Raw genomic sequence first — 26,630 nt, 5'->3', positions numbered from 1 at the left:
ACAATGAAGGAATTGTGGGGGCCATAATCAAGGGGCGCCCAACCTCGAAAGACGGGCTCGACCAGGTATGCGTTTCAGAAGTGGGCGCTCCGCCCGAGCTGCCACCTTCGTCACCCGAATTTTGGCAGGGTATGTATGCGGTCCATGTAGAAAGCGGCGGAAATCTTGATGAGGCTCTTCGGAGTTGTCCGCAGCCGAAACCGCGCGAAGCTGAAGAAAAAGGTCAGCAATTGGCAGGCCAAAGCTCATGACGACAAGCGGGGAATCAGTCCGCCGAGGTACCTCCCGACGGTGGAAGGTTGGCATCGCATGGGCGCTGTCACTTGTAGTTGCTCTCGGGGTTGGATGGTGGGGTGCCCTCCAGGCAACAAATCCTCCTACTATTGCCGCACCCGCTCATACGAGAGCGAGTGTCGAAGCGGTCAACGGTTCCGTCAGCGTGAGACAGTCCTACGGAATTGATGCGTCTTGGGCTTCATCAGTTGTGGCGACTGGTGGTAACACGGGCACAATAACTACAATCGATATGCCGTTGGACGGTCAGTCAACGGTATCCGGTAGCCGCGTCTTTTCGGTGGATTTGCAACCAATCTTTGTCATTAATGGCAAGATTCCGTCCTTCCGTGATCTCTCGAGCGGGGTAAGCGGAGCGGACGTTCAGCAGCTTCAGGATTTCCTTGTCAGCAAGAGATACCTCGGTACAACTTTTACAAGAACGCGTTTCGACAATGCCACCAATACTGCTGTTTCCAAGTGGGCTAAGGATGCGGGATTCAGCTATGACGGCACATTACCGCGATGGCGAGTGATCTATGTGCCAGATCTCCCAAAGGTCCTCGTTCCTCTGGAATCCCTTCGTGTGGGAGCGCAAATTTCACAAGGTCAAGAACTACTTCAAGGACCTGTGGCGGATCCCGTCTTCAGTTTCCGGGTGCTTCCCGAAAACGTTTCAAAGATCACTCCCGGGCTCAAGGTGGTTATCGATACTTCCGGCGAGCAGTGGTCCGGACGTGTTTCTCGCTTGGAAAATACCGCCGGCGACGTGTCCGAGACCGTGGCCATACTGGAGCCAGAACAAGGACAAGCCTCCATCTGTGGGGGTGAGTGTTCTAGAGCGGTGAAGCTTGGAGACAAGACAGTTTTGCCGGGAATTATTGAATTGATTCCAGAACAGACTGGCGTTCAAATTCCTACGGCAGCAGTACGAACGGATGCTAACAACAAGACCTTTGTCTTCATTTCCGATGGCGTTCGTCGTGACATCACGCTTAAAGTTTCGGACCAAGGAAAGAGCATTGTTGAAGGAATTAATGTGGGGAATCGAGTCCTGCTTGGTGACGCGAGCGAAGAGCAAACGCCTTGAAGGTCAGCATTTCTACACTCGAACACCGCTATCAGCCTGGTATGACTCCAACGATTTCCGCGATCTCACATACCTTTGAACCAGGTACCCTGACATGTATCACTGGGCCGTCTGGGTCTGGAAAATCTACTCTGCTCTACATCATGGCGTTGATGCTCACTCCCAGTGCCGGAACTATTCAGTGGGGAAACACATCAGTCCAGCAACTCAACGATGCTTCACGTTCGCGATTGCGGGCTATGCACGCGGGATTTGTTTTTCAGGACGCAATGCTGGACTTGTCTAGAACAGCTTTGGACAATGTTGTGGAAGCCGCTCGGATCGCAGGAATCTCACACAACGTGGCCGTTGAGGATGCGTCCCGTCTCTTAGAACGCTTCGGCGTCGCGCATCGCGCCCAGCACAGGCCCGCTGAGCTATCAGGCGGTCAGGCTCAACGAATTGCATTATGCAGGGCTCTGGTCAAAGATCCGGATATCATTTTCGCCGACGAACCCACGGGAAATCTAGATTCTGAATCAGCCGAAATTGTTTGGGATACGCTTCATCAAGCTGCCGACGCTGGTGCAACGGTAATCGTCGCCACCCATGACAGGGACCGGGCGGAAAAGCATACGCATCACTTGAGGCTCAGCGAATGAGCGCAAAATCAAGTTCAGGTCACCCTCAACCGAGCTATTTTGTCCGCGACGCGCTTTTGAGACTGCGTCGACCTCTTGTCCCGACGATCGTTTCCATCTTCATTGTTTTCGCGGCTACGCTAGCAATTTTTGCCACCACTGGTTTGGCAATGGCGAGTCAGCAACGAGCGCTGGACAACATCAATTCCCCAGAGGGACGTCTTATCACTATCACTGACTCTCAAGGAAGTGCCGGGATCTCCACGGAATCTCTTCGGCTAATTTCTAGCCTGGAAGACGTGGAATGGGTATTTGGGATGGGGCCGGCAACAGATGTCCATAACCTCAACGTTTCTGATGGCGAAATAGTGCAAGCGCGGCGGGTTTTTGGTGACTTCCCGCCTGTCATTGACTCGCCGGTTGCCATGAACCTGAAGGACGGTCAGGCCGTTGCGCCTGTTGAAGTGCTGAGGAAACTAGGTATGGCGGATGACGTGGGAACGGTCTCCAGCCGCACGCTGACGGGAGACATTGCTGGTCAATTTCATGCCGAATCGCCATTGACAGCGCTCAACAAGAATGTCCTGGTGGTCTCGGACGGCAAATCAAGCGGTAGCAACATTATGACTCTTTGGGTCAGCGTCAAAGACGTTCGTAGCTTGGAAATGACATCCAAAGCCGTGATGGAAACACTGGTGTCCACCCAGCCGGAAAAGTTGCGCGTAACCATGACAAGCGAGCTTGCCAGGTTGAGCCAGGACGTTCAAAACGAGATGGCGAGTACCGCAAGACAGACGGTGACCGGCCTTCTGTTAGCTTCAGCTCTGTTGTTGAGCGCAGTCCAGTTTGGGCGCGTGTCGGGTCTTGCAAAAGATATCGGCAGAACACGGGCGCTCGGTGGTTCTCGAAGTGCTGTGGTGGCCCAAATTCTCATCAACGCAGGACTTTCTGGGGTGTTAGGAGCCTTCCTCGGAATCGTCGCCGGATCCATCCTGACGTTGATGCTCGCCGGCGGAATTCCATCTTTCGGATTCAGTGTGGGAGTTGGCATCTTGATGGTGTTGGCCGCGATTTTTGGATCGATTCCGCCTGCAGTTCGTGCTGCATATATGGACCCGGTCAAAATTCTTCGAGTGCCGTAGGTGAAGGGAAGAGTCGATGAGCAGATTTCCACTGCAAGGAGTCGCGAAAAAGCTTGCGTTTGTATTCGTGGCCATTGCCACCGCTGGTGTTGCGGTGACTGGTTGCTCTGCACCCCAAGAAAAGGCGGCGAGCACCACTCCCAGCAACTACGACGAATACAATGCGCTCTACGCCGATTGGCGAACAAAATACATTGAGTGCGCCAGAAGATACGGAGCGGATGCAAAAATATCTGCGGACGGCGAAGGCATCGATAAGCCCTATGCAAAGGGGCGGCCTCTTTCCGAAGAAGGCTTGGATGCGGACTGCATCAAAGAAGTGGGCAAAGAGCCGCCACTTCCGCCCGCTGACGAAAGCTATTTCCATGGTCTGTATGCGCTACTTCAAGAAAGCGCAACGTGTCTTAGAAGCAAGGGATTCCGTGTTTCGGAAGCACCCAGCGAGGACGTCTGGGTTGAAACATATAGTGGAACCTCCTGGTATCCGTGGCTAGAAATCATGAACACTGGCGGGGATGCCGATGCCGCACTTCGCGCGTGCCCTCAACCCAAACCCATGGACATTGAACGTAAGGGAAAAGAGTGGGCAGCCACAAAGGGATAATGGGTGAGTGACTTTCCAAGCTCCCGAATCTAGTTCCGGCCAACGCGGCGTCATTTTTCTAGGGTCCACGGGCTCCATTGGTACGCAAGGTCTAGACGTTGTTGCCAAAAATCCTGAGCGATTCACGGTGGCCGCCCTAGCCGGCGGCTCGAACTTGCCGCTTTTGGCGCAACAAGCAGTGAGCACCAAAGCGCCCCTCGTTGGTGCCGCGAGTGCTTCCACGGACGCAATGGCCCAAGCCATCAAGGAAGCGAGCGAGCAGGCTGGGGCAATTAATTATCGTCCCGAAATTCTCGCGGGCCCCGACGCGGCGGAAAGGATTGCGCGGGAGGGAAGCGGCGGCGTCGTACTTAATGGCATTACGGGAAGCATTGGTTTGGCACCTACGCTCGCCGCGCTCAACGCTGGAAAATTGTTGGCGCTCGCTAATAAGGAATCGCTGATTGTGGGCGGCGCGCTAGTCAAGCAGGCGGCCGCGCCTAGGCAGCTTGTCCCCGTTGATTCGGAGCATTCGGCGTTGGCGCAAGCGCTCACGTCCGGGACCCACGCTGAAGTGAGCCGGCTGATCGTGACGGCATCCGGCGGGCCCTTCCGCGGAAAAAAGCGCGCCGACTTGGTGCAGGTTACTCCGTCACAAGCACTCGCGCACCCCACGTGGGATATGGGCCGGGTGGTGACTACCAATTCGGCCACGCTTGTGAATAAAGCGCTGGAACTGATTGAGGCGCATCTCTTGTTCGATATTCCGTTGGACCGAATTGAGCCCGTAGTGCATCCGCAATCCGTGGTGCATTCCATGGTGGAATTTGTGGACGGATCCACGATCGCCCAAGCGAGCCCGCCGGATATGCGCTTGCCGATTGCGTTGGGGATGGGCTGGCCGCATCGCGTGTCAGGTGCCACCGCGCCGTGCGATTGGAGTCAAGCTGCCACGTGGACTTTTGAGCCCGTGGATCACGAGGCTTTTCCGGCAATCACGGTGGCGAAGCAGGCCGCGCAAACCAGCGCTACGCACATGGCGGTTTTCAACGCGGCGAACGAGGAAGCCGTGGATGCGTTCCATGACGGGAAAATTGGTTTCCTTGACATCGTGGATACCGTGGCGGAGGTTGTCAGTAATTACGACGACGCCGCTATAGTTGGGCGCGAATTATCAGTTGCCGCGGTGCTAGAGGCTGAGCGGTGGGCACGAAATGCGGCCCACGAACGTTGGGGTACGTTGTGACGGTTTTGTTGTTTATTCTCGGTGTTCTTGTTATCGCCATAGGTGTGGCGGTGTCCATCGCCCTGCACGAAGTGGGGCACCTGGTGCCGGCGAAAATCTTTGGCGTGCGCGTGCCGCAATACATGATCGGTTTTGGTCCCACCGTGTGGTCCCGCAAGAAGGGTGAGACAGAATACGGGTTCAAAGCCATTCCTTTGGGCGGATATATCTCGATGGTGGGCATGTATCCGCCAACCCGGGACGGAGCCGTTCGCAAGGCGTCAACGGGACTGTTCCAACAGCTCGCCGATGACGCCCGCAAAGCCGAAGCCGAACGCGTGCAGCCCGGCGATGAGAACCGGATGTTCTACAAGCTCCCGGTGTGGAAGCGCATCATCATCATGCTGGGCGGGCCACTGATGAATCTCATTTTGGGGTTCATCTTTATTGCCATTGTGGTGACCGGTTTTGGCACGGCACAAAGCACTACAACCGTCTCTGAAGTTTTCAAGTGCGTGGTGACGCAAGAAGAGCAGCAGCAGCGACAAGCTGCCGGGGATTCCTCTGAGTGTTTAGCGTCCGACCCAGCTGCACCTGCTTACGTGGCAGGCCTGCGGCCCGGGGACGTGATTACCAGCTTTAACGGTGTGAGCGTCGGGGAGCGGGACTGGAATGCCTTGACGTCCCTCATTCGTCCCGCTGCTGGTCAGTCCGTTCCTATTACTTACGTTCGTGACGGTGTTTCTCACGAGACCACCATCAAGCCGTTGCTCACCGAACGTCCCGCTGTGGACATCAACGGGCGGGCCATTACCAACGCCGACGGTTCTTACCAAACCGTGAACGTTGGCTTTGTAGGAATGGGGTCTCAAACCAAACTGATGACGCTACCTATTACCGAAGTTCCCGCCATGGTGGGGCAAAACGTCAGCGCGGTGGCAGGAATCGTGCTGGACTTGCCGGCACGCTTGGTAGCGGTGGCGAATGCGGCCTTCTCATCTGCCCCTCGCGATCCCAACGGCCCCATGTCCGTGGTGGGCGTAGGACGCATTGCGGGTGAAATTACAGCGATGGAGGAAATCCCGCTCAAGGATCGTTTTGCTACGTTGCTGAGCCTAGTTGGCAGCCTAAACATTGCCCTGTTTGTCTTCAACCTGATTCCGCTGCTGCCTCTCGACGGTGGGCATATCTTGGGCGCTTTGTGGGAAGGCGTTCGCCGTTTCTTCGCAAAGCTCTTCAAGCGCAAGGACCCGGGACCGGTGGATATCGCCAAGTTGCTGCCGCTGACCTACGTGGTGGCCATCGCACTGTTCGCTATGGGTGGGCTGCTGATTTACGCAGACATCGTGAAGCCGATTTCGCTCTTCTAGAGTCATCTCTCGCTTCTGAGAAGGCGTCCCAATCTCGTCGTTCTTGCCATTCTTGTCATAAGCGGTGCGCCGCCTTCGCCTCATCTGGCCCTGCCGGTAGCGTGAATGGTGAACGTTTCAAGGGGGAGATCGTGGCACGAAAATCTGTACTTTTGACCAGCATTGCTCTGGTTGCCGCGCTGGGAATCAGCGGCTGCACCGGGGGAATTGACGAGACCTCGGAAAAGCAGAATCAGACCCAAAGTCAGCTCTCCCGCGATCACCACGTCACCGCCGCCGGCGCCATGACACAGAAGCCCTCAGCGGCTTTCTCCAGCATCAACTCGAAGGGCTCCGCGGCCTCAATCGCCGCGAGCAAGGCCGTCTTCGCAAGTAGCCCCAAAGTGTATGTGGCGCGCTCGAGCCAAGCAGACGCCGTCGTAATCCTTGCCGCTGAAGCTGCGCGCCAGGGTGCGCCGATGCTGCTCCTGGATTCCTCCTCCGCGGCGCAAAAAGCGTTGGAAACCGAAATTCAGCGACTCAAAGCAACAGAAATAATTCTCCCTGAGAACTCGAATCTCTCTGACGCCGAAAAGGCGCTCTTTGGGGATGCCAGCGTGAATGAGGTAGCGATCGCGCAGGATACGTCTTCGGCCAGCGCCTCTGCCTCCGCTGCCACCGGGCCGGATGGATTTACCATCTTCACCACCGCCGCGTCCCGCAAGGAAGTGGGCACGGCGGCCGCGTTGGGCAGCTTGCAAGGCGCAGGTGGCACACTCGTGGAGCTGGAATCCGCCGATCCGCGCGCCACCAGCGGCACCATCGAGGCAATCAAAAACGTGGGCGATAAACACTCGATTGCGGTGGGAACTGATTTCGCGTCTTCTGAGGAATTCGCGGGTCTCGCCGAGAGCGCAATCGCAGGAGTGGAACTGCCCGGAGGCGGGCAAGTGGTCTTCCCCTACCGTCGCTTTGTAGCGCTCTATGGGCACCCGGGAACGGGAGCGTTGGGGCTGCTCGGCGAGCAGGGCCCCGAGGAATCCGTAGCGCGGGTCAAGGAGCTGGCCGCCGAATATCAGCCGTTCAGCACCGAACCAGTGCAGCCCGCGTTCGAGATCATCACCACCATCGCTTCAGCCGCGCCGGGAGCAGACGGACAGTACTCGTCGGCAACGCCCATTTCTAAGCTCATGCCCTACATTGACGCGGCTGAAAAAGCCGGTGTGTATGCGGTGTTGGATTTGCAACCGGGGCGCAATGATTTCCTCACGCAAGCGAAGCTGTATGAGGAGCTTCTGAAGAAACCTCATGTGGGACTGGCTCTGGATCCGGAATGGCGACTGGGACCGGGACAGAAGCACATGGTGCAAATCGGGTCCGTGGAAGCCGCGGAGGTCAACGAGGTTTCTGAGTGGCTCGCCACACTGACGCGTGAGAACAAACTCCCGCAGAAGATTCTTGTGTTGCACCAATTCCGGCTTTCCATGATAAAAAACCGTGATCAGGTGAAGGTGGATCATCCTGAACTTGCCACGGTGATGCACGCGGATGGCAATGGCACGCATGAGTCCAAGTTCGCTACGTGGAATGCGCTGCAGAAGGACCTGCCGGACGGCATATGGCTGGCCTGGAAGAACTTCATTGATGAGGATTCGCCCACATTTACCCCTGAAGAGACCTTTGAAACAGTCACACCGAAGCCCTGGTTTGTCTCTTACCAGTAGCCTAGATGCATGAGTGTTTACGCAGTCGAATACGTTTATGAGCCCGGATCTGAAGAAGGCCGCAGCGAAAACCGTGCAGATCACCGCGCGTTGCTGGCCTCGTTGACGGATATTGAGAACGTGAAATTGGTGGCATCTGGTCCGTACACGGATGGTTCCGGAGCGCTTTTGCTCTTCGCCGCCGCAACCGAAGAAAAGCTTCGCGACGTGCTGGCCCAGGATCCGTTCAACCGGCTTGGATTTGTGAAGAATCTCCGGGTCACTGAGTGGGAGCCCGTCACTGGCGAGCTTTCCCAGTACGCGTAAACTTTAGATACTCAGTCAGTCTTTTTCGGAGGAATTTTGACAGCCGTCAACCTTGGCATCCCGTCCTTACCACCACCCGTCTTGGCTCCGCGCCGTAAGACGCGTCAAATCAAGGTTGGTTCGGTGGGTGTGGGTTCGGACTCGCAGATCAGCGTCCAGTCCATGACCACCACGCCTACGACGAACATCAATGCCACGCTCCAGCAGATCGCGGAACTTACCGCTGCCGGTTGTGACATTGTGCGTGTGGCGTGCCCTTCCGCCGATGACGCTGAGGCGTTGCCGATCATCGCGAAGAAGTCCCAGATCCCGGTGATCGCGGACATTCACTTCCAGCCGAAGTACGTCTTCGCGGCGATTGAGGCCGGTTGCGCGGCTGTTCGCGTGAACCCGGGCAACATCCGCAAGTTTGATGATCAAGTCAAGGAAATTGCGAAGGCTGCCAAGGATCACGGCACCTCCATCCGCATCGGCGTCAACGCCGGTTCTTTGGACAAGCGCATCATGGACAAGTACGGCAAGGCCACCCCCGAAGCCCTCGTGGAGTCCGCGGTGTGGGAAGCGTCCTTGTTTGAAGAGCACGATTTCCACGACTTCAAGATCTCCGTCAAGCACAATGACCCGGTAGTAATGGTCCGCGCGTATGAGATGTTGGCTGAGCGCGGCGATTGGCCGTTGCACTTGGGTGTGACCGAGGCCGGCCCGGCGTTCCAGGGAACCATCAAGTCCTCCGTGGCTTTTGGTGCGTTGCTCTCGCAGGGCATTGGCGACACCATTCGCGTGTCTTTGTCCGCGCCTCCCGTGGAGGAAATCAAGGTGGGCTTGCAGATCCTGCAGTCCTTGAATTTGCGTGAACGCCGCCTCGAGATTGTGTCCTGCCCTTCGTGCGGCCGCGCTCAGGTGGATGTTTACAAGCTGGCTGAAGAAGTGACTGCCGGCCTTGAAGGCATGACGGTTCCGCTGCGCGTTGCGGTCATGGGCTGCGTTGTGAACGGTCCCGGCGAAGCTCGCGAAGCGGACTTGGGTGTTGCTTCGGGCAATGGCAAGGGTCAGATTTTTGTGAAGGGCGAAGTCATCAAGACGGTGCCTGAGGACCAAATCGTGGAGACTTTGATCGAAGAAGCACTCCGAATTGCAGAGGAAAGCGGGGGAACGGATGGCGAAGATACTGTCCAAGGTGGCCCCGTGGTCACGATCCACTAGGTTCCGCGGCGAACCTGGTGAGCAGGTTACCCCCAGCGTTCGTGTGCTCAGTGAGTTGGAGCGCCCGGATCTAGAAGCCCTGGTGGCGCTGGATCCGGTCTCTAACATCTTCCTCGATTCATACCTTCGTAACGGCCACCCCATGAACCGCTCTGGTGGACGGGCCATGGTTCTTGGCCAGTACGACAACGCCGGCTTGCGTTCCGCTTGCTGGGTGGGATCCAACGTGGTTCCGGTCAACGTGGATTACGATTCCGGTGCGGAATACGGCGCGGCTCTGTTGCGCGTGGGGTTGCGGTATTCCTCGATCTTTGGGCCGTCCGACGGTGTCATGGGCATTTGGTCCACGTTGCAGCGCGGTCATCAACAAGCATTGGATGTGCGGCCTCATCAGCCGCTCATGGCGCGTTCTGCGCCATCTGATATTCCTCCTGAGCCGACCCTGCGCCGTGCGCGTCCTGACGAGTTCGACGTCATGTTGCCCGCGTGCGCGGCCATGTTTGAAGAAGAACTCGGCTATTCGCCGTTGATTTCTGGGCGCGCGTATTACGAACAGCGCGTGCGCACTCTCATTGAGCGAGGGTTCTCGCTCGTAGATCGCGACCCCGACGGCCGCGTCATTTTCAAGGCTGAACTCGGCAATGTGTCGCCGCGCGCCACCCAGATTCAGGGTGTCTGGATGAACCCATCCGTTCGCGGTCAGGGCCTTGCGAAGTCCTATATGTCTGCTGTGGTGGATATGGCCCTCGAAGTGGCGCCTGTGGTGAGCCTTTATGTGAACGACTACAACCGCACAGCCCTCAACGTGTACCGTCGCGTGGGCTTTGAGGAGATCGGCGAATTCGCCACTGTGCTCTTTTAATTCTGCGATTTGTCAGCAGGTTTTTAAGTGCGGCGGGTGTGGTTTCCAGTAGGCTGTGAGGGTCATCTCAACGTCTTTTTGGGGGAATCATGAACAAGAAACTCTTTCTGGCAGTCCCATTTGCTGTGGCACTCGCCGTGACCGGTTGTAGCTCAAACGGAAATTCGTCCGCGTCCTCTACATCGGCTTCCACGGCCTCGTCTGCGGCCAGCACTGCTGCGTCGTCGTCCTCCGCCTCCGAAGCCACCTCCTCATCCGCAGCATCCAGCGAGACTGCAGCTGCGTCGTCGTCCGCGTCCGCTGGTGACTCTATCGGTGGTTACACGGCGGATGAACTGGAAGCCATCGTGACCAAGCTTTCCAAGGGTGCAACGGGCGCTGTGGTGATGAGTGAATCCAAGCTTGCTTCTACGGCGAAGCAGAGCGAAGAACTCATCAAGAGCATGAAGATCACGCCAGCCAAGTGCGCTGATTTGCAGGCAATGACGGACATCACCTCGAAGCTGAACCAGGTTAATCTCGCGGGCTACCAAGCCGCCGACGAGACCACGGGGGAGTCCTCCGGAATTACTTTGACCTCTTACCCGGACACCGGAACGCTCGATAGTGATGCGTCCAAGTTCTCTGGAATGGCCACAGACTGCAAGTCCTACACGCTGGAAATGTCTGGAGTTTCCGTCAAGGCGGATGTTTCGACGCTCGATGTTTCCAGCACCGCAGACAAGACCGAAGCATTGCAGCAGGACTTGGAAATCATGGGGCAGAAGGTTAGCACTTTCATTGCGCAGGCTTCCAAGGGCAACGTGTCCATTTCGGCGACCACCACCGGAGCTGACGCGAAGGAAGGCGCCAAGAAGTTGGCAGAGCTCGTGGACGCTGCCGTTGCTGAACTGAAGTAAATTTCCGCTTTTTAGTACGACGCCGCATAGCGGCTTCCGAAGTTGCCCTTTCGTTGTGGGGGGCGATTTCCGGGAGTGTGTGCGGCGTCGTTTTTATGTTCTATTGGTTTCACGCACAGGATAAAAGTTTTCAACAGTTGCGTGTCTTTGTGGTTGTCTCGAATTTATTTTCGGTAGAATTTTGATATCGAATGGTTCGAGGGCTGGGGGCCTGATCGACATGACTACTGGGACGACTTTAGACACCGCGCCGGGCGGTGTTTTTGCGGACGCGGGTACGGGGTCTGAAGGGCTGGATCGGTACCGCTTCATTCACGACGCGGTGCGATCCGCGATGGACTCGTTGATGAACGAATCCATGAGTAGGGCGACGTGGAAAGAGTGCGCCTTGTTGATCGAGCAGATTTCGCATCAAATTGCGCGAGGCCAGGTTCATGCGGCCGATCAGTTCGTTGATATAGCCACGCAGGAAGCGGCGGCTGGAATCGGTAGCCGTTTGCGAACTAAGTCGCCAGAAGAAGAGCTCGCTGCGCATCTCGGTGTATCCAAATCTGAAATTCGACGCCGACTGGGTGTGGCCGAAGGATTGCGAGACCGGTTGGACGGGTATGGCGAATCCGTGGGGTCACGGTTGCCCCTCGTTGCCGACGTCTTCATGAACGGGGACATGTCCCTCTTGGCGGCATCCACGATGGTTCGTGAAATTAACAAAGCAGCGACGGTGGCCGATGGGGTTGAGGGCGTAGACGTTGAGGCAACGCGTGAAGGAATGGAAGCTGCTCTCGTCGGTGCACACAAGACTGGCGGGTGCCCATTGGTGAACACTGTCGCTAAGAACTGGTTGAACCGGCTCAACACGCCGGATATGAAACCCACTGAGGAGATCAAGCGGCAGTTCCAAGGTCTGCATTGGTTGGGACGTAAGTATGGGCTCAACCACGGAGAGTTCTATCTTGACGACGAGCAGTGGGCCACGCTCATGGCCGGGTCCTCTTTCGAGGCGAATCCGCGCATTAAGAGCAACTTTGATTCCGAGGGCGCTGTTGTGGATCCGGATTCCGATTCACTTGCTGGGGCTGATCGAGATGCCGAGGGTGCTTCGGATGCATGCTTTCGTGGCGACGAAGACGTGCCGGAGGACCTGAAGGATCGTCGTACTCGTCCGCAGAAACTTGCAGACGGGCTGGTTCGTAGCGTCAAGGTGGCGCTGGAATCTGCGAAGTTGCCGCTCAACGGTGGACTGCGGCCGCAAGTCATGGTCGCCATCGATCTAGACACTCTCCAAGGGCGTCTCGCCGCGGAAGGAACTTTCCTTTCCCATTCGGCGCAGCTAGGTCCGGTGGATCCAGGCATGATTCGGCAGCTCGCGTGTAACGCGCAACTGTTGCCGGTGATGCTCAACGGCGAAGGCAAAGTGCTCGATGTCGGAGAGCCGAAACGATTGTTCACTACGCAGCAACGCAGAATCCTGTATGCGAGGGACCTGGGTTGCACTGCGCCAGGGTGCACGGTCCCAGCAGATGGCTGCGATGCCCACCATGTTTTGGAATGGTCGAAAGGTGGGCCCACCACTATCGACAACGGTGCGCTCGTGTGCCATCACCATCACCAGCTAGTCCACGAGTCTGACTGGATCATCAACATCGCGCAGGGCGTTCCTTATTGGATTCCGCCCAAATCTGTGGACCCCGAGCAAAAACCACTTCGAAATCAGCACTTCCGGCATGGCCTGAATAGCTGAGTTCCTACGAGTCAGCAGTTTTCTCCATGCACGGCTCCCATTTGTCAGGCTTTGTGTAGCTCATGACTGACGAGCTTCCTGCCTCATCTAGAAACTAGATGACCGAGTGACCGCGGAGCACGGCCGTGTGGTTGAGGGGGAGTGACTGTGCATCGTGGGTGAAAAAGACCTCGCGCTCACCGTTGACGGAGCAGGAAACGAATGCTTTCCCAGAATCTCGATGTCTTTCACCGCTGGTATAAAGGGTTCTGACATGGCAAGACGTGCCTGGATGAAATGAACATTGTGCCCGGTTCTGTATGAGATGCAATCGTGTACTGGCATGTCGAAAACGGTGATTGTTCGACCCTCCGAAACGCCGGTCACTTCGACACTTGCCATGGAAGTTTCCTGCTGGGACATAGAGATGTTCCTTTCGCTCTTCTCACGGCGCCCTGCCGCGAGCAGATCTTCCTCCGGGGGCACCGTGCGCGTTGCGCGCTTCCCGCAATCGCTGCAGAGCCTTCCCCGTAAACAGTGCAGAGCAGTCCGCAAAATCGGTGTAGCGCGTTCCCCGTGGCGGTGTATCGGCGAAACTGCATTAAAGTAGTTCTCATTGCGCCGCGTGAATCGCTAGGGCTCTAACTACCGTTGATCCCGAGCATTGCACGCATTAAACATTTGACGCGATGGACGCATCGCAGAATGGACTAACTCATCGTGGCACTACGCCTTTCCTCACTCTTCTTGCGCACTCTGCGAGACGATCCTGTTGACGCCGAAGTAGCGAGCCACAAGCTCCTGGTTCGCGCCGGCTACATCCGTCGCGCCGCACCAGGGATCTACACCTGGTTGCCGCTGGGCTTGAAGGTGCTCGGCAAGGTGGAGAACATCGTCCGCGAAGAAATGAACGCGATCGGTGGACAAGAAGTTCACTTCCCAGCGTTGCTGCCGAAGGAACCTTACGAAGCCACGAACCGCTGGACCGAGTACGGCGACGGCATCTTCCGCCTCAAGGACCGCAAGGAAGCGGATTACCTCTTGGCTCCAACCCATGAGGAAATGTTCACCCTCTTGGTGAAGGACCTCTACAGCTCCTACAAGGACCTGCCGGTTTACCTGTATCAGATCCAGACCAAGTACCGCGATGAGGCACGTCCACGCGCAGGTCTGCTCCGCGGTCGCGAGTTCGTCATGAAGGATTCCTACTCCTTCACCATTGATGACGAGGGTCTGGACGCCGCATACCAAGCACACCGCGATGCTTACCTGAACATTTTCGCTCGCTTGGGTCTTGAGATCGTCGTCGTCAAGGCAACCGCTGGCGCTATGGGCGGCTCTAAGTCTGAAGAGTTCTTGCACCCATCTGAGGCCGGCGAAGACACCTACGTTCGCTCGGCGGGTGGCTACGCAGCCAACGTTGAAGCTGTCACCACTGTGGTGCCTGAATCGATCGACTTCACCAACGCTCCTGCGTTCGAAGTTCACGACACCCCGAACACCCCAACCATCGAGACCCTCGTGGCTGCCTCCAACGAGGTCAAGCCTCGCGAGGACCGCCCATGGGTTGGCGCTGACACGTTGAAGAACGTGGTTCTTGCCGTGGTCACGCCGGAAGGCGAACGCCGCCTCGTGGTGGTCGGCCTGCCAGGTGATCGTAACGTCGACACCAAGCGCATGGAAGCCACCATTGGCGACATCTTGGGTATTGCTGGCGAAGTTGCCGTTGAGCAAGCAACCGAAGAAGACCTCAAGACGCAGCCACTCATCGTCAAGGGCTACCTCGGCCCTGCCTTGGGCTCAGACAACGTCTTGCTTGGTGCAGAAGGCTCGAAGACCAAGATCCCTTACCTCGTGGATCCACGCGTGGTTCCCGGAACCGCATGGATCACCGGCGCCAACGAGCAGGACAAGCACGTCTTCGGCCTCATCGCCGGACGCGACTTCACCTGGGACGGCGTGGTTGAAGCTTCCGAGGTTCGCGAAGGCGACTTGGCTCCAGACGGCTCCGGCCCACTTGAGCTGGCTCGCGGCATGGAAATGGGACACATCTTCCAGCTGGGCCGCAAGTACGCTGAGGCGCTCGGCCTGCAGGTGCTTGACCAGAACGGAAAGCTCACCACCGTCACGATGGGCTCGTACGGCGTTGGCGTGACCCGTGCGGTCGCTGCGATCGTCGAAGCTCGCCACGATGACAAGGGCATTGTCTGGCCACGCGCTGTGGCTCCGGCTGACGTACACGTCGTGGTCACGGGTAAGGGTGAAGAGCTCTTCACTGCCGCTGACAACCTCGTGGCAGACCTCGAGAAGCGCGGACTCGACGTGATTTACGATGACCGTCCAAAGGTTTCGGCTGGCGTGAAGTTCTCCGACGCCGAACTCGTCGGTGTTCCAACCATCGTCGTGGTGGGCCGCGGCCTCGCCGACGGCGTCGTGGAAGTCAAGGATCGTCTCTCCGGCGAAGCTCAGAATGTCGAGCTGGAGAAGATCGGCGACTTCCTGACCGACCTCATCAAGTAGTCCATTCCCCATGATCGAGTGGCTCACCAGTCTCCAAGGTTCAGGCCTCGAAAACATCGAACTCAGCACTGTGCTGATGGTTGTTCTTGCCGGTCTCGCGGCAGGCTGGGTGGACGCGGTCGTGGGCGGTGGCGGCTTGATCCAGTTGCCCATGTTGCTGCTTGTACCGGGAATTACCCCGGTACAAGCGCTGGCAACGAACAAAATGGGTTCCATTTTTGGAACTACCACGTCGGCCATCACGTTCTACCGACGTGCGCATCCTGACCTCAAAACCGCGATTCCCATGGCGGTCATCGCACTCGTGGGATCTTTCGCGGGCGCCATTGTGGCGACCATGCTCCCGGCTTCGGTCATCAAACCAGTGATTGTCGTCGCCCTGATAGCGGTGCTCATTTTCACTGCGCTCAAACCGACCGCGGGCACACTGACTGAGCTGAAGTACGACGGCGCCAAGCACCTTTCGATCGCAGCCTTGATTGGTCTTTCGGTGGGCTTTTACGACGGACTCTTGGGTCCGGGAACTGGCTCATTCCTGATTATCGCGATGGTCATGTTCCTCGGCTATTCGTTTCTCGCGGCTTCCGCGAAAGCAAAGATCGTCAACCTCGCCACGAACGCCGGCGCCCTCATGTTTTTCCTGCCCAGCGGTCACTTGCTGTGGGGAATGGGCTTGATTCTAGGCCTCAGCAACATGGTGGGCGGCTACATTGGTGCGCGCATGGCCATCTCCAAGGGTGCGAACTTTGTGCGCGTGATCTTCTTGGTGGTGGTCTCAGTGCTGATCGTCCGCCTAGGCTGGGACGTCATTGCTGGCTAGGCGCCCATCGCCATTCCCTGCACCTGCAAGGCCAAACCCAGCAACTGTTTGCGGGACTCGGAATTGGCTTCTTGCCCACTCGCGAGATCGGTCAGCGCTGCAGACAGTTCTTTGAGGCCCGCGTCAATGCTGGTACCAGAATTCTCCGTGAAATCCTTCGGCAACACATAGCCGCCGCTACGAACCGGCCCGCACGACTCGTCGTTGTGCTGCTCCAAACCATGACCCAAAAGCGTCAACGGTTGAGTGCGGGACACGTAGAGTTCACGCGTGGTTCCGCGAGCATCGGCCGCGGCGACGCTGTAGGCGTACTCCAGCCGATACGCAATGTCGGCCGTCGGCGTCGCCGCGCACGGATCCGTCGCGTTGGCGTCTCCTGGGAATTTCAGCCGACCCTGAGGGAGCGAAGCCAGCACGGCGTTCACCTTCTCCGCGGTGAATCCCTGCGGCGAAAACTCTTTGAGTGGATCTTTGAACAGCGCCGACTGATCGGCGGCGGGGGCACCACCAATGGACGGCTTCTTCCCGAGATCTCGAGCGGCAAAACGCAGATTCTCCGCAAGCCGAGCCAACGGCAGCGCGCGTCCAGGCTCGGCAGTCAGCGCTTCGCGGTAGGCAGGTTGTGAGGCCTGGGCAATTGCCACGCGCAGTTCCAGCGGATCCGCGGTTGGCGCTGGGGTTGAGTTATTCAAGGACGACGACGCCGCAGCTGACGATTGCTGAGCGTTCTGGTTTTGACCCTGTCCCTGTCCCTCATCGGAAGCTGGCGGCTGCTCCGAGTTCTGAAGAGCTCGAAGCGCGGAATCGCTCAGCAGCGAACCTGCAGAATCGCGCAGGGACGCGCGCAAAGAATCCAACTTGGCGATCGACGCACTATCGGTCACTGTCCCGGATGCCTTGAGGGCATCGACGGAAGAGAGCAGATGAACCAAGTAATTGTCCGGGTTGGACGCGGCAGGCCCCGTCTCTTTCGCGGCGGCAGCGGAGCGCTCCGCGGCGGCACTTTGCTGAGCCGCGGCGTCGTACACCAAAGGAACTGAAACCCCCACGGCCACGGCAGCCACAAATACCACTGCAGTGCGCCTGAGCCGGGCGCCTCGCGTGAGACGAGCGACTTCAGGGGCGCGATCAGGGCGTGGAGGAATTGTCATCTCCTCGATTCTGGCAGAAATCCAGTGATTTCCCCGGTAACAGCGGCGTCAGGTATGCTGAACTGCTCCGATTAGGCCGTTTTACACATGATTTGTGCCTAGAATTTTCACAACAACATAGCGGGAGGCCGGAATGAATCAGACGGAATCAGATCGAATCGCGGACTATCTCCGCCCAACCGTCACAGCAGCTGGCCTCTTCCTTGAAGCCGTTGACATTAAAGGTCAAGGCAAGGACCGCATTGTGCAGGTTTTGGTGGACTACGAAGAGGGCACACAGGCCGTCACCCTCGACGAAATCGCCGAAGTTTCCCAAGCAATTTCTACTGCTCTTGACGCAGACACGGCGCTCGATCAGAGCCCTTACGAACTCGAAGTTTCCACCCCCGGCGTCAGCCGTCCCCTCACCGAGCCACGCCACTGGCGCCGCAACGTGGGACGCACGGTGCGCGTCAATGTCATGGGACAAGACAACCTTTCGGGCGAACTCACCGAGGTGTCTGAAACCGGAATCACCATCATCCCCACGATTGAGCCGCCCAAGAAGGGCATGAAGGCCAAGCGTGGAGAACCACAAGTCATCGACTTCGCAAACATCCGCCGTGGCAACGTAGAGATTGATTTCTCCGCTGCGGATAAAGTGAGTGATGAAGACCTAGAAGCGTTGGACGAGGAAGACTTGGACACGCTCGAATCTGAGGAGGACAGCAATGGACATTGATATGGCAGCATTGCGCGAGCTGGAGCGCGATCGCGACATTCCCATTAATGTGCTCTTGCCCACGATTGAGCAGGCTCTAGTACTCGCGTACCACCGCAGCCCTGGCGCAATCGACAAGGCTCGTGCCGAAGTAGACCGCAAGACCGGTCACGTCACCATCTGGGCGATGGAATACGATGAGAACGAAGAAGAGGTAGGGGAGTTTGACGACACCCCCACCGGATTTGGCCGTATTGCCGCAAGCACGGCGCGCCAAGTCATCCTTCAGAAGCTGCGCGACGCCGAAGATGACAACATCTTGGGCGAATTCCGTGGCAAGGAAGGCGAACTCGTCTCCGGTCAGATTCAACAGGGCATGTCCTCTCACACCGTCTTGGTGAATTTGGGCACCGTTGAAGCGATCTTGCCGCCACCAGAACAGGTTCCGGGGGAGAAGTACCCACACGGTGGACGCTTGCGCGCCTATGTCGTGGACGTACGTAAGGGCCAGAAGGGTCCTTCCATCACCGTTTCCCGTTCGCATCCGAATTTCGTCCGGAAGCTTTTCGAATTGGAAGTTCCGGAAATCGCTGACCGCACGGTGGAAATCGTGTCCTTGGCTCGCGAAGCCGGACACCGTTCCAAGATCGCGGTGCGCTCGCGTAAGCAGGGCGTCAACGCCAAGGGCGCTTGCATCGGCGAAATGGGTTCCCGCGTGCGAGCCGTCATGAACGAGCTCAACGACGAGAAGATCGACATTGTTGATTACTCGGACAACCCGGCTGTGTTCATTGCTAGCGCATTGTCTCCGGCACGCGTAACCAACGTCACGGTCGTCGACGAAGCAACGCGTTCTGCACGCGTCCTGGTTCCTGAGGGACAGCTCTCGCTGGCCATCGGTAAAGAAGGCCAGAACGCGCGTCTTGCCGCGAAGCTCACCGGTTGGCGAATCGACATCGGTGCTGATCCGGCAACCGTCCGCGAACAGTAGCACCAAGTGCATGTCAGCCTGTCCTGAAAGAACTCAAGAGTAAAAAGGGATAGACTGGACTGCGGCTCCATGAGCGGGCCGGCTTTTGACGTAGGGAGATTTGGCGTGAGTTCGAAGGTTGAACCTCGCCGCACCTGCATCGGTTGCCGGGTCGTGGAGAGCCAACAGAGTTTGATGCGATGGGTCCTCGAAGAAGCCTTTGAGGAGCAACCGGGATCAGAACAGAACAACGCTCGCGGTGGTGTGCCGCAAGTGGTTGCTGATCCTGACCGCCGCAAGTCCGGGCGGGGTGCTTGGTTGCACCCCACCCCGGAGTGTGTAGCGCTCGCCGTGAAAAAGCGAGCCTTTGCGCGGGCCTTCCGAACTAACGTTGTTAGCCCACCGGAAGACGCGCTCAATACCGCAATAGCTCACACCACCACCGTCCGATATGAAAGCGGGTCAGAAAACTGATGGAAACCCGATGAGTACCAAGCGATGAACGCCCAGTGATGAAAACTCAACTGAGCGGCAATCAGGGCTTAACCATGTCTTTGTGCGTTAAGCCGATTCACGAATAACGACGGTTCGTTTCCTGTCTGGGACGCGGGCCGAGACAGGAGAAATGTGGCCAAGCTCCGCGTTCATGAGCTCGCAAAAGAGCTCGGAATTAGCTCTAAGGAAGCGGTTACAAAACTGCAAGAAATGGGCGAATTCGTTCGCTCAGCCTCTTCAACAATTGAGGCTCCCGTAGTTAAGAAACTTCGCAGCGCCTTCCCTCAAGCGGGAGGTGCCAGCGCTTCACAGCCGGCATCCAAGCCGGCAGCACGCCCCGAAGCGTCCGCACCAACAGCAGCTGCTGCAGGTGCCGCAACGTCTACCGGTGCAAGTGCAGCAGAAACGGCAGCGCCAAGCGCTTCCGCAAAGCCAGCTGCCAAGCCAGCAACGTCTTCAGCGGCAAAGCCTGCCGGTGGATCCGATGCACCTAAGCCAGCATCTGCTCGTCCCGGAGCTCCAACTCCAGGCCCAGCACGTCCAGCTGCTCAGGACGGCGCTTCCGCAGCCGTAGAGTTCGAGGCTCCGGAAGCTGCTTCGTCAGCTCCCAAAGCAACGGAGAAGCCAGCCGCTGATACGGCTCGCCCACCGAAGCCGCCAACGGCTCGTGGCACTGACTCTGCGACCGCTCCACGCCCAGGCACCCCACGTCCGGGTGCACCAAAGCCAGGTGGCGCGCGCCCAGGAAACAATCCTTTCGCTCCGCAGCAGGGCATGCGCTCCGGCGATGCCGGCTCCGGCTCACGCCCAGGCGGTCCACGCCCAGGTGCCCCACGCCCAGGTAACAACCCGTTCTCTTCCCAGCAGGGCATGCGTTCAGGTTCTGCAGGCGCGGCTGGACCACGCCCAGGTGGCCCACGTCCAGGCGGTCCACGCCCGGGTGCAGGTGCTCCAGGTCAGGGCGGCCAGGGTGGCGCTCGTCCAGGCGCTCCACGTCCGGGTGCAGGTCGCCCAGGTGCGGGCTCCGGCGCGGGCGCTGGAACTGGTGCAGGCGGCGGAAACCGTCCAACGCCAGGCAACATGCCTAAACAGATCGATCGCAACAACACGGCACCAATTGGTAGCCGTCCAGGTCGCGGCGCCGGACGCCCAGGTGGCGGTCCGGGTGGCACGACTGGCGGCCCAGGTGGCGGCCCACGTAGCGGTGGCGGCGGTCCTCGCGGCGGCGGCGCCGGTGGCCGTGGCAACGCTCAGGGTGCTTTTGGTCGCGGCGGCGCAGGTGGCCGTGGCAAGCAGCGCAAGTCGAAGCGCGCAAAGCGCCAAGAGTTTGAGACGTTCAATGAGCCATCGCTAGGCGGCGTCTCCGTACCTCGCGGCGACGGCAACACGTCCATTCGTTTGCGCCGTGGTGCCTCGATCGCTGACTTCGCTGAGAAGATCAATGCAAATGCAGCATCTTTGGTGCAGATCCTCTTCCACTTGGGTGAGATGGCAACGTCCACTCAGTCCCTCGACGAAGAGTCGTTCCAGCTCCTTGGTGCTGAGATCGGCTACAAGATCGAGATTGTCTCGCCGGAAGACGAAGAGCGCGAGCTCCTCGAGACCTTCGATATCGACCTCGAAAACGAGCTCGAAGAAGAGACCGAGGACATGCTTGAGGCTCGTCCTCCAGTAGTGACGGTCATGGGTCACGTTGACCACGGTAAGACGCGCCTTTTGGACGCTATCCGTAAGTCCAACGTGATTGCTGGCGAAGCCGGTGGCATTACGCAGCACATTGGTGCTTACCAGATCCACCGCGAACACGAAGGCGAAGATCGTGCCATCACGTTCATTGACACCCCGGGTCACGAAGCGTTTACCGCTATGCGTGCTCGTGGTGCCCGCGTGACGGACATCGCCGTACTCGTGGTCGCTGCTGATGACGGTGTCATGCCGCAGACGATTGAAGCTCTCAACCACGCGAAGGCAGCTAACCTGCCGATCGTGGTGGCCGTGAACAAGATCGACAAGCCAGACGCTAACCCTGAAAAGGTCAAGGGCCAGCTCACCGAATACGGTTTGGTTCCTGAAGAATACGGTGGCGACACCATGTTCGTACCGGTCTCTGCATTGCAGGGCCAGGGCATCGACGACCTCGTTGAGGCAGTCTTGCTGACCGCTGACGCAGCTCTCGAACTGAAGGCCAACCCGGACAAGGCTGCTCGTGGCGTTGCCATTGAAGCCAACCTTGACCGTGGCCGTGGCGCCGTGGCAACCGTTCTGGTTCAGTCCGGAACGCTTGCTGTGGGTGACTCGATCGTGGCCGGTGCGGCTCATGGCCGTGTTCGTGCCATGTTCAACGAGAACGGCGAGAACTTGGACATCGCGCTTCCATCGCGTCCCGTCCAGGTCCTTGGCTTGTCCTCGGTCCCACGTGCTGGTGACACCTTCTTGGTCACGAGCGATGAGCGTACGGCTCGCCAGATCGCTGAAAAGCGTGAGGCTGCTGACCGTAACGCGATGCTTGCTAAGCGTCGTAAGCGCATCACCCTCGAAGACTTCGATCAGGCAGTCGCAGAAGGCAAGATCGATACCCTCAACCTCATCCTCAAGGGCGACGTCTCCGGTGCTGTCGAAGCACTCGAAGACTCCTTGCTCAAGATCGATGTGGGAGAGGACGTCCAGCTTCGCGTTATTCACCGCGGCGTTGGTGCGATCACCCAAAACGACGTCAACCTCGCAACCGTGGACAGCGCCATCATCATCGGCTTCAACGTTCGCCCAGCCGAGCGCGTTGCCGAATTGGCAGACCGCGAAGGCGTCGACATGCGCTTCTACTCGGTCATCTACGCGGCGATCGACGACATCGAACTTGCTCTCAAGGGCATGCTCAAGCCGGAATTCGAGGAAGTTCAGCTCGGTTCCGCAGAGGTTCGCGAAGTGTTCCGCTCTTCCAAGTGGGGCAACATCGCAGGTTCGATCGTGCGTTCGGGCACCATCAAGCGCAACTCCAAGGCGCGCTTGGTGCGTGACGGAAACGTTGTCGGCGATAACCTGACCATTGATTCGTTGCGTCGCTTCAAGGATGACGCCACCGAAGTCCGCGAAGGCTTCGAATGTGGTATCGGTCTTGGCTCGTTCAACGACGTCAAGGAAGGCGACATCATCGAGACCTTCGAAATGCAGGAGAAGCCGCGCGTCTAATCACGCACGCTTTGATTGTTAGGTGAGCGGCGTCGTCGTCCTTCTGAGGAATAATTTCTTCTAGAGGACGACGACGCCGCGTCACCACTGCAGTACCCCTCAATTTTTCTGTGCTGACGTAGGAGGACAAATGGCCGATCCAGCACGCGCCGCACGGATGGCGCAACGCATCAAGGTGGTTGTAGCTCAGGCTCTGGGCAAGATCATCAAGGACCCTCGGGTTGAAAACATCACCATCACGGACGCTCGCGTCACGAATGACCTGCAGCACGCAACGCTGTACTACACGGTCTTTGGCGACGAGGCTGCCAAGGCGGATGCCGCGGAAGCGCTCAACAGCGCTCGTGGCGCGATCCGCAAGGAAGTGGGCCGTAATCTGACGGCTCGCCTCACGCCCACCGTTGAATTCGTCGCTGACGAGATCCCAGTCAACGCTTCCCACCTTGAGGAAGTCTTGCGGGAGGCTCGCGCTAAGGACGCCGAAGTGGCTGAATTGGCAAAGCGCGCGAAGCACGCGGGCGACGCTGATCCGTACAAGAAGCCAGCTGACGCTGATGACTTGGACGATGACGCCGATGAGGACGTCACTGAATACGACGGTGACGAGGACGCGGACAAGAACTAATGCGTTCGAACCACACCGCAACAACGCCGGACTCGGGGCAGGAAACTGCTCCCGGGTCCGGCCTTGTCATCGTTGATAAACCTCAAGGCTTCACGAGCCACGACGTCGTCGGGAAGATGCGACGCCTCGCGCAGACCCGCAAGTGGGGCCACGCCGGAACTCTGGATCCCATGGCTACCGGAGTGCTCATTGTGGGGCTGAACAAGGCCACGCGCCTGCTAACCTACATTGTGGGAGCCTCGAAGGTCTATGAGGCCACCATTCGTTTGGGCGAGTCCACCGTGACGGATGACGCCGAGAGCGACATCACCCAATCACGTATTGCTGCCGCGGTCACTCGCGAAGACCTTGACCGCGAGATCGCAAAGCTCACGGGCGACATTCTTCAAGTGCCATCTTCTGTCTCCGCCATCAAGATCAACGGCGAGCGTGCCTACAAGCGCGTGCGTTCGGGCGAAGAAGTGGAAATCCCTGCCCGTCCCGTGACGATCCACCGGTTCGAGGTGCACGATGTGCGCCGCGAGCGAGCCGGAAAGATCGTTGATGTTGACGTGACGGTGGAGTGCTCATCCGGCACCTATATTCGCGCGTTGGCCCGCGACCTGGGCGCTGCCCTCGACGTTGGCGGTCACTTGACCGCGCTGCGTCGCACGTCAGTGGGACCGTACGACATTTCTGGAGCCCGTACCCTCGAGCAGCTTGCTGAGCACGTGGACTACTTGCCGTTGGCGGATGCGGCTCGCGCGTTGTTCCCCAACCGTGAGCTCACGGAAGAAGAAACCACTGAGCTGTCCTTCGGCCGTCGCATTCCGCGTAATGAGTCGGATGAGACTACGGCTGCTTTCTCGCCCGATGGCGAATTGGTAGCACTGCTCAAGAACAAGGGCTCAAAGGCCGTTCCGGAGATTGTTTTCGAGGCGCACTAAGCATGGAATTGTTTTTCACGATCGGTGCCATCTTGTGTGGCATTGCCGTTGTGGTGGGCGTTATTGCCGCCATTATTCGCACGTACCCAGATGATTTCGCGATCATCGCGATGGGAATCGTGGAGCTCTACCTCGTGGCGTATGGCATCGCCGCTGCGGTCCATCTAGCCAACGGTGAGACCATCCGCGGCGAGATCTGGGAGTTCTGGGGCTATCTCTTGACGGCTCTGTTTGTCCCGGCCATCGCGTTTTGGTGGGCTATTGCGGATAAGTCGCGCGCTTCAAACATCATTATGGCGGCGGCTTCGGCCACCGTGTTCGTCATGCTCTTCCGCATGAATCAGATTTGGTACGGAATTGGATTTGGACAGTAAATGAGCGTTCCTGAACCCCAAAACTCTCAGACCCCCGCAACCGGACGCATTGCTGAGCGTGCTGCGGCGCGCAAGGCTGCGTCGTCGTCCGTTAGCGAAGGTACCGTCCCGGCGGCGAAGAGCCGCAAGAACAAGGGACTGGGCGCCATCATTGTGGCGGTATACGGCATCTTTGCGCTGTCCTCGACCGCGCGTGCGGGCTACCAAATCCTGACGAAGTTTGAGGAAGCGCCGCTCGCGTATTCGCTCTCTGCGCTGGCCGCAGTGGTCTACATTGTGGCGACCGTGGCTTTGGGTTCATCGAGTGTTCGCTCGTGGCTAGTGTCCCGTTATGCCGTGCTCGTTGAGCTGGTGGGCGTGCTGGTAGTGGGAGCTTTGAGCTACATCATTCCGGAGCACTTTTCGCATCCAGCCGTCTGGTCTCACTTTGGTCAGGGCTACGCATACATTCCGCTGATCTTGCCGATCGTGGGACTGTGGTGGCTGTACCGCACGCGGCCTCGCCTGACGAAATAGAAATACCGCGCAACAACAAAGTTTGCCCCCGCACCTTCACAGGTACGGGGGCAAACTTTTTTGATGAAGCGATTGAGGGTTATAGGCACAAATGTGTGTACAGGTTTCGGCGTGTCATGGTTGGTTTCTGCCGGCCCAGCCGGTTTGGATGCCGTTTCCGTCTTCCCAGCTGAAGTGGTTGCTGTAGGTTTCTGGGGCTTGCGATTCATCGCTTTCCATTGATGCGTTTTTGGTCCGTTGGGCCGGGTTGAGGTGTTCTGGTTTCACGAGGCTCCAGGGTTGTCTGGGGTGTTCGGTGAGGGATTCGAGGAGCCAGTCCACAGCGGTTCTGGCGTGCTCTTCGGGGAGTCCTCGATGCAGCCGTAAGAGCTCTTTGATCGCTTTGTTCGGTCCGCCTTCTAACGGGGATGTGGTCCGGTGAATTTTCTCGCCGGTGTCTGGTTGCAGGTCAGTGTCTAACCACGTGAATAAGCAGTGTTCTTGGATGAGGCGTCGATACACGTTCCGGGCTCGGCGTAAGCGTTGATGCGTGTACCACCAGTGACTGTTTCTCGAGACGCTTGAGGGGCGTTCCTGACCGGTTTTCGCTTTGGTTCGGTGCTTGAGGAACTCGTCCCATTTCGCCTCCCACGCGGCGTATTCACGCAACCACGCAATGGCTTCGTCTTGGGTGCTGACCTTCATCAAGACCCTCGTCAGGGCTGCGAGTTCTTTACCGGCTGGTAGCCGTGGCTGGAAGGTGAGCTCGCGACGGATGTTCTGGAACACATGAAAATAGCAGCGTTGAACTTTCGACTCCGGCCACGTTTCCTTCAACGCGGCACGTAGCCCGGTACCACCATCAATGATCGCCACCGCCGGTGCCGGGATCCGCTCGAGTAGGACTTGCCAGGCGATCTTTTTCTCTCGATCGCACCATTGCCAATCCACCACGTACTTGCCGTTATAGGCGATCAGCACGCACCACCCGTTGAAATAGGTGCCATCAAGCATGAGCTGATGATGCACTACGCCGGTGGGCACAGGCGGTGGAACCTCAACGCGCCAGCACCACTGAATACGCTTCCGGAAACCACGCGCTGAACCTGCCATGGCTGCCTGCGACTGAGTACCCAGGATCCATGTCAAGAACTGAGTCAGTTCGCTCTTACGAGTGACATCAGATCGTGAACGAACCTGCGAAGCACCACACGACTTGCACCGCCACCGAGCACGACCAGCCGAGGTCTTACCGTTCTTGACCAGAACACAATCACATACACCACAACGTGGCCGATGAGAAGCAACAGGCACCCCATATGCTTTCAAAGCATAAGCAGGACCCTACACGCCTACTCCCACAAGGCAAGCA

24 protein-coding genes are annotated in these 26,630 nt (G+C 58.1%); 22 read left to right on the top strand and 2 right to left on the bottom strand.

The window, feature by feature from the left end:
- Window positions 1-439 precede the first annotated feature (439 nt).
- The 14 genes from BKA12_RS05785 (at window position 440) to BKA12_RS05720 (ending at window position 16,336) form a co-directional block, all read left to right on the top strand.
- The gene (locus tag BKA12_RS05785) at window positions 440-1,363 is read left to right on the top strand and encodes an efflux RND transporter periplasmic adaptor subunit (RefSeq protein WP_183641422.1); all 924 of its coding nucleotides are present in this window, start codon (window positions 440-442) and stop codon (window positions 1,361-1,363) included.
- Window positions 1,360-2,004 (top strand): ABC transporter ATP-binding protein, encoded by a 645-nt coding sequence (locus BKA12_RS05780; protein WP_246361611.1) that lies wholly within the window; start codon window positions 1,360-1,362, stop codon window positions 2,002-2,004. Before BKA12_RS05785 ends, BKA12_RS05780 begins: the two co-directional genes overlap by 4 nt.
- Complete coding sequence (locus BKA12_RS05775) at window positions 2,001-3,125, top strand: ABC transporter permease family protein (RefSeq protein WP_183641420.1); 1,125 nt, start codon at window positions 2,001-2,003, stop codon at window positions 3,123-3,125. Before BKA12_RS05780 ends, BKA12_RS05775 begins: the two co-directional genes overlap by 4 nt.
- A 16-nt stretch (window positions 3,126-3,141) precedes the next feature.
- Window positions 3,142-3,729, top strand: coding sequence for a hypothetical protein (locus tag BKA12_RS05770; RefSeq protein WP_183641418.1), 588 nt, complete (start codon window positions 3,142-3,144; stop codon window positions 3,727-3,729).
- 7 nt (window positions 3,730-3,736) lie between these two features.
- Complete coding sequence (dxr, locus tag BKA12_RS05765; protein WP_183641416.1) at window positions 3,737-4,954, top strand: 1-deoxy-D-xylulose-5-phosphate reductoisomerase; 1,218 nt, start codon at window positions 3,737-3,739, stop codon at window positions 4,952-4,954.
- On the top strand, window positions 4,951-6,303 hold the full coding sequence (locus tag BKA12_RS05760) for a site-2 protease family protein (RefSeq protein ID WP_183641414.1): 1,353 nt from the start codon (window positions 4,951-4,953) through the stop codon (window positions 6,301-6,303). The genes dxr and BKA12_RS05760 overlap by 4 nt, the downstream gene beginning before the upstream one ends.
- A gap of 131 nt (window positions 6,304-6,434) precedes the next feature.
- Window positions 6,435-8,006: a cell wall-binding repeat-containing protein gene (locus BKA12_RS05755; protein ID WP_183641412.1), complete on the top strand. Its 1,572-nt coding sequence runs from the start codon at window positions 6,435-6,437 to the stop codon at window positions 8,004-8,006.
- A gap of 9 nt (window positions 8,007-8,015) precedes the next feature.
- Entirely contained in the window at window positions 8,016-8,312 is a 297-nt protein-coding gene (locus tag BKA12_RS05750; RefSeq protein ID WP_071893829.1) for a YciI family protein, read from the top strand.
- Between the two features lie 36 nt (window positions 8,313-8,348).
- Entirely contained in the window at window positions 8,349-9,515 is a 1,167-nt protein-coding gene (gene ispG / locus BKA12_RS05745; RefSeq protein WP_183641410.1) for a flavodoxin-dependent (E)-4-hydroxy-3-methylbut-2-enyl-diphosphate synthase, read from the top strand.
- Entirely contained in the window at window positions 9,469-10,377 is a 909-nt protein-coding gene (locus tag BKA12_RS05740) for a GNAT family N-acetyltransferase (protein WP_183641408.1), read from the top strand. Before ispG ends, BKA12_RS05740 begins: the two co-directional genes overlap by 47 nt.
- Before the next feature lie 89 nt (window positions 10,378-10,466).
- A complete protein-coding gene (locus tag BKA12_RS05735; protein WP_183641406.1) occupies window positions 10,467-11,276 on the top strand; it encodes a hypothetical protein in 810 nt (269 codons plus the stop codon).
- Between the two features lie 220 nt (window positions 11,277-11,496).
- Window positions 11,497-13,017, top strand: a complete 1,521-nt coding sequence (locus tag BKA12_RS05730) for an HNH endonuclease signature motif containing protein (RefSeq protein ID WP_183641404.1) — start codon at window positions 11,497-11,499, stop codon at window positions 13,015-13,017.
- 699 nt (window positions 13,018-13,716) lie between these two features.
- Window positions 13,717-15,516 (top strand): proline--tRNA ligase, encoded by a 1,800-nt coding sequence (locus tag BKA12_RS05725; protein WP_183641401.1) that lies wholly within the window; start codon window positions 13,717-13,719, stop codon window positions 15,514-15,516.
- A gap of 10 nt (window positions 15,517-15,526) precedes the next feature.
- Window positions 15,527-16,336: a sulfite exporter TauE/SafE family protein gene (locus tag BKA12_RS05720; protein ID WP_183641399.1), complete on the top strand. Its 810-nt coding sequence runs from the start codon at window positions 15,527-15,529 to the stop codon at window positions 16,334-16,336.
- Here BKA12_RS05720 and BKA12_RS05715 read toward each other — a convergent pair.
- Window positions 16,333-17,487 carry a hypothetical protein gene (locus BKA12_RS05715; RefSeq protein WP_183641398.1) on the bottom strand — a complete coding sequence of 385 codons (1,155 nt, stop codon included), beginning with the start codon at window positions 17,485-17,487 and terminating at the stop codon, window positions 16,333-16,335. The two genes, BKA12_RS05720 and BKA12_RS05715, sit on opposite strands and share 4 nt — an antisense overlap.
- A 133-nt stretch (window positions 17,488-17,620) precedes the next feature.
- Here BKA12_RS05715 and BKA12_RS05710 point away from each other — a divergent pair, with 133 nt between their 5' ends.
- From BKA12_RS05710 to BKA12_RS05675, 8 genes are all read left to right on the top strand, one after another.
- Window positions 17,621-18,208: a ribosome maturation factor RimP gene (locus tag BKA12_RS05710; RefSeq protein ID WP_183641396.1), complete on the top strand. Its 588-nt coding sequence runs from the start codon at window positions 17,621-17,623 to the stop codon at window positions 18,206-18,208.
- Window positions 18,198-19,178 (top strand): transcription termination factor NusA, encoded by a 981-nt coding sequence (gene nusA, locus BKA12_RS05705; RefSeq protein ID WP_183641394.1) that lies wholly within the window; start codon window positions 18,198-18,200, stop codon window positions 19,176-19,178. Before BKA12_RS05710 ends, nusA begins: the two co-directional genes overlap by 11 nt.
- Before the next feature lie 105 nt (window positions 19,179-19,283).
- Window positions 19,284-19,631, top strand: a complete 348-nt coding sequence (locus tag BKA12_RS05700; RefSeq protein WP_338087441.1) for a YlxR family protein — start codon at window positions 19,284-19,286, stop codon at window positions 19,629-19,631.
- Window positions 19,632-19,784: 153 nt separating this feature from the next.
- Complete coding sequence (gene infB, locus BKA12_RS05695) at window positions 19,785-22,838, top strand: translation initiation factor IF-2 (RefSeq protein WP_183641390.1); 3,054 nt, start codon at window positions 19,785-19,787, stop codon at window positions 22,836-22,838.
- A gap of 130 nt (window positions 22,839-22,968) precedes the next feature.
- On the top strand, window positions 22,969-23,463 hold the full coding sequence (rbfA, locus tag BKA12_RS05690; RefSeq protein WP_183641388.1) for a 30S ribosome-binding factor RbfA: 495 nt from the start codon (window positions 22,969-22,971) through the stop codon (window positions 23,461-23,463).
- Window positions 23,463-24,389, top strand: a complete 927-nt coding sequence (gene truB / locus BKA12_RS05685) for a tRNA pseudouridine(55) synthase TruB (RefSeq protein WP_183641386.1) — start codon at window positions 23,463-23,465, stop codon at window positions 24,387-24,389. The genes rbfA and truB overlap by 1 nt, the downstream gene beginning before the upstream one ends.
- A gap of 2 nt (window positions 24,390-24,391) precedes the next feature.
- Window positions 24,392-24,763: a hypothetical protein gene (locus BKA12_RS05680; protein WP_183641384.1), complete on the top strand. Its 372-nt coding sequence runs from the start codon at window positions 24,392-24,394 to the stop codon at window positions 24,761-24,763.
- Complete coding sequence (locus tag BKA12_RS05675) at window positions 24,764-25,279, top strand: hypothetical protein (protein WP_221228060.1); 516 nt, start codon at window positions 24,764-24,766, stop codon at window positions 25,277-25,279.
- Between the two features lie 114 nt (window positions 25,280-25,393).
- Here the strand turns inward: BKA12_RS05675 and BKA12_RS05670 are convergent, their stop codons facing one another.
- Complete coding sequence (locus tag BKA12_RS05670) at window positions 25,394-26,524, bottom strand: IS1249 family transposase (RefSeq protein WP_420826521.1); 1,131 nt, start codon at window positions 26,522-26,524, stop codon at window positions 25,394-25,396.
- Window positions 26,525-26,630 lie beyond the last annotated feature (106 nt).

The organism is Neomicrococcus lactis, from assembly GCF_014200305.1.
GTDB classification, from domain to species: Bacteria; Actinomycetota; Actinomycetes; order Actinomycetales; family Micrococcaceae; genus Neomicrococcus; species Neomicrococcus lactis.
This window is presented reverse-complemented; position numbering and strand designations above follow the sequence as displayed.